The sequence below is a fragment of the Falsiroseomonas oryziterrae genome (assembly GCF_021864505.1).
Taxonomy (GTDB): Bacteria; Pseudomonadota; Alphaproteobacteria; order Acetobacterales; family Acetobacteraceae; genus Falsiroseomonas; species Falsiroseomonas oryziterrae.
Window position 1 is genome coordinate 1 of the sequence record NZ_JAKJIB010000392.1, and the last position, 3,447, is coordinate 3,447.

The window sequence follows — 3,447 nt, forward strand, 5'->3', positions numbered from 1 at the left end:
GGCGGCGCGGCGGCGCTGCAGCCTGACGGCGGCGCGGGCGAGGGCGCCGGCGAAGGCAGCGGCCTGGCCTGGCTCCGGGATCAGCCGGGCCCAGTCCAGAGCGGCGTCGTAGAGCGCGTCCGCGACGGCCGCCTGGCTGGCCCCCTGTCGCCGGTCCAGGAAAGCCGTGAGCGAGGAGAGGACGACGACGGTGAGGTCGCGGTCGAAGGTCGGAGGCAGTCGGCCGGCCCGGAGGGGGAAGGCGTGGGCGACGGCACGGGCCGCGGGTGGGGCGTCGGGCATCCGGTGATGGCAGCACGCCGGACCGGGCGCGGGCGAGACACGATTCTGCAGGCGCGCATTCGATGCGCTGCAGGATGCGGGGACGACAGCGCGCTCGCCCGGGCCCCGATCCGTTCGAGACAGCCTGTCCCTGACGGTGCCGCAATTGAGCAATGCCGCGACCTACGGGGGCGCGCAGGAGGATCCGGGTGCCGGCTACATGTCCGACTGAACCTGGCGGCTGCGCTTTACGATGACGACGGCGACTGGGCCACGGACACCTTCTCGGTCACCCTGACCAACGACGCGATCATCTGACCAGCGCGGCGGGCCCGCTCCCGGTGGGCGGGCTCGTCTTCCTGCTTCGCGTTCCGATGCCGTGCCGCCCTGTCCTCCGACGCCGCGGCAGCAGACGATGACAGGCGCCCGAGCCTGACGGACCGGGTAGGGGCGCCCGGATCGGCGCCTTGTCCGCGCGTGCGGGGCGTCAGCGGAAGGGCGGCTCGTCGAAGCTGCGGAGCTTGCGGCTGTGTAGGGCGGCCAGGTCGCCGCGCAGGATCTCCACCGCCTCGAGCCCGATCATCAGATGCTGGCCGACGGCGCGCTCGTAGAAGGCGCTCGCCGCGCCCGGCAGCTTGATCTCCCCATGCAGCGGACGATCGGAGACGCAGAGCAGCGTGCCGTAGGGCACGCGGAAGCGGTAGCCCTGCGCCGCGAGCGTGCCGCTCTCCATGTCCACCGCGATGGCGCGGGAGAGGTTGATCGCGCGCCGTTCGCGCGACCAGCGCAGCTCCCAGTTCCGGTCGTCATAGGTGACGACGGTGCCGGTGCGCAGGCGGCGCTTCAGCGCCTCGCCGCGCTCGCCGGTCACCCGGGCCGCGGCTTCCTGCAGGGCGACCTGGATCTCGGCCAGGGCGGGGACAGGCACATCTGGGGGGACGAGGTCGTCGAGGATGCGGTCGCGGCGGAGATAGCCATGCGCGAGCGCGTAGTCGCCGATCGCCTGGGACGAGCGCAGCCCGGCGCAATGGCCGACCATCAGCCAGCAATGCGGGCGCAGCACGGCGAGGTGGTCGGTGATGTTCTTCGCGTTCGAGGGACCGACGCCGATGTTGACGAGCGAGACGCCGGCATCGTCGTCGCGCAGCAGGTGGTAGGCCGGCATCTGGAAGCGGTGCCAGGGCGAGGAGGCGACCATCGCATCCGCCTGCGCAAGGTCGTCGCGGCCGATGCGCACGCCGCCCGGCAGCACCAGCGTGGTCCAGGGCGTGCCGGGCTGCGACAGCTGCGCGATGCCCCAGCGGATGAACTGGTCCACGTAGCGGTGGTAGTTGGTGAGCAGGATCCAGGGCTGCATCGCGCGCCAGTCGGTGCCGGTGTAGTGCACGATCCGGCGCAGCGAGTAGTCGACGCGCGGCCCGTCGAACAGCGCGAGCGGGAGCGCCGCGCCGGGATCGTGCCGCCACTCGCCGTCCGCCACCTCGTCGCCGACGGCGGCGAGCGAGGGGGTCGGGAAGTGGCGCGCGAGCATCGCCGCCGTGCCGTCGCCCGCGTCCCATGTGCCGGCGCGGTCCAGCACATAGGGGTAGGGGATCTCCTGCGCGCTGGTCGCGACCTCGGCCGTCGCGCCGAACTCGGCCATCAGGGGGCGGAGCTGTTCCAGCAGATAGGGGCGGAAGAAGGCGGGCTGGGTGACGGTGGTGGCGTAGAGGCCCGGCGCCTCGAAGCGCGCCCAGGCGCGCCGGTTGGCCGGATCGGCGCCGAGCGGCAGGCCGGGCGCGACGCCGGGCGCGTAGGTCAGGCGCAGCTCGGGATAGCGGAAGCGGGTGCGCTCCGCGGCATCGGGCGGCGCGCCGCCGGACAGGGTGCGTTCGAGCGCGGCGCGGAGCGCGGCGGTGGCCTGGCTGTGCAGGGCCTCGAGGCGGTCCACCACCGCCTCGGGCGTTGCGAGGGACGCGGGTTCCATCCCTGTCCCTTACCGCGTGGCAGGGTCGGACGGCTACGCCGTCTCGGCCGTTGCCTCCATCATCCACACCGCCTTGTCGATGTTGCGCGACAGGCCGGTGAGGAGATCGGCCGTGTCCGCGTCCCCGGCCTCGTCGGTCGCCTCGACGCCGGCTCGAAGGTTGCCTGCTACCAGGGCGTAGCGCTGGAGAAGGTTCTCGAGATGCGCCTGGCCCTGGCGGATCCCGGCGGGGTAGGGCGGCAGGCGGGTCCTGCCGGGGATGGATTGCGAGACGCCCATCGCGGTGCCGCCGAGCGTGACCAGCCGCTCCGCCAACTCGTCGATATCGGTGGCGAGCTGCGCGTAGAAGGTCTCGAAGAGCTGGTGCAGCGACGCGAAGTGCGGCCCCTTCACGTTCCAATGCGCATGCCGGGTCATGTTGTAGAGATCGATGCTGTCGGCCAGCACGCCGTCCAGCACCTCGATCGAGGTCCGCTTCGCGTTGTCGTGCAGGTCGTTCCGGCTCGGCATGGGGTTCTCCGACATGGCTCCGCAGCCGAACGTCGCGCGCCGCCCGTTCGTTGCAGCCGTTCGCCCGCGATCGTCCTGACCGTGCACACCGAAGGTGGGCACGGTCAGGCCGTGAATCGCCGGGCCACCACAACAGCTAGGCCGGAGTTGGGCTGAAGACGGTCAGCCCAACTCCGGTCTAGCGGGACGCGTCGGGCACCACGTCGAGGTAGCGGGCCACCTCGGGCGGCCCCTCGCCCCGGTGCAGCGCGGCGGCGCGGCCGAGGATGGCGCGGTCGGGCTCGGTCAGGCGCTCGGCCTCGCGCAGGTGCTCGGCCCAGTTGTCCACCACCCAGAGCTCGACCCAGCGGTCGGGATGGGCGACGTCCTCCCAGAGGCGCCAAGCCAGGGCGCCGCAGCGCTGCCGGACGAAGCGCGCTTCCGCCATTGCGGCGAGGAAGGCGGTGCGGTCCTCTGGCGCGATGCGGTAGCGCACGGCCTCGAGCACGCGGTGCGATCCGGTCGCCAGCAGCGGGGCGAGGGCGGGATCGGCGGGCTCGGGGCGCGGCGGCGCGACCGGGTCCGCAGGAGCCGGTGGCGTGGGCGCCGGATCGAGCGACAGGTGCCGCGTGGCCAGCCCGCCGGCCGCGCAGAGCAGGCCCGACAGGCCGAGGGCGAACGGCAGGCCGAGCGCCTCGCCGGCCCAGCCGCCGAAAGCCGCGCCGAAGGCG

The 3,447-nt window shown here is 73.2% G+C and carries 4 protein-coding genes; all 4 read right to left on the minus strand.

Annotation, left to right across the window (positions count from 1 at the left end):
* On the minus strand, positions 1-282 hold a 282-nt coding region (locus L2I40_RS20745), incomplete at its 3' end, for a hypothetical protein (RefSeq protein ID WP_237217071.1).
* A 466-nt stretch (positions 283-748) separates the two neighbouring features.
* Entirely contained in the window at positions 749-2,227 is a 1,479-nt protein-coding gene (locus L2I40_RS20750) for an AMP nucleosidase (protein ID WP_237217072.1), read from the minus strand.
* A 33-nt stretch (positions 2,228-2,260) separates the two neighbouring features.
* Positions 2,261-2,737: a DNA starvation/stationary phase protection protein Dps gene (gene dps, locus L2I40_RS20755; RefSeq protein ID WP_237217073.1), complete on the minus strand. Its 477-nt coding sequence runs from the start codon at positions 2,735-2,737 to the stop codon at positions 2,261-2,263.
* Positions 2,738-2,915: 178 nt separating this feature from the next.
* On the minus strand, positions 2,916-3,447 hold a 532-nt coding region (locus L2I40_RS20760), incomplete at its 5' end, for an MFS transporter (protein WP_237217074.1).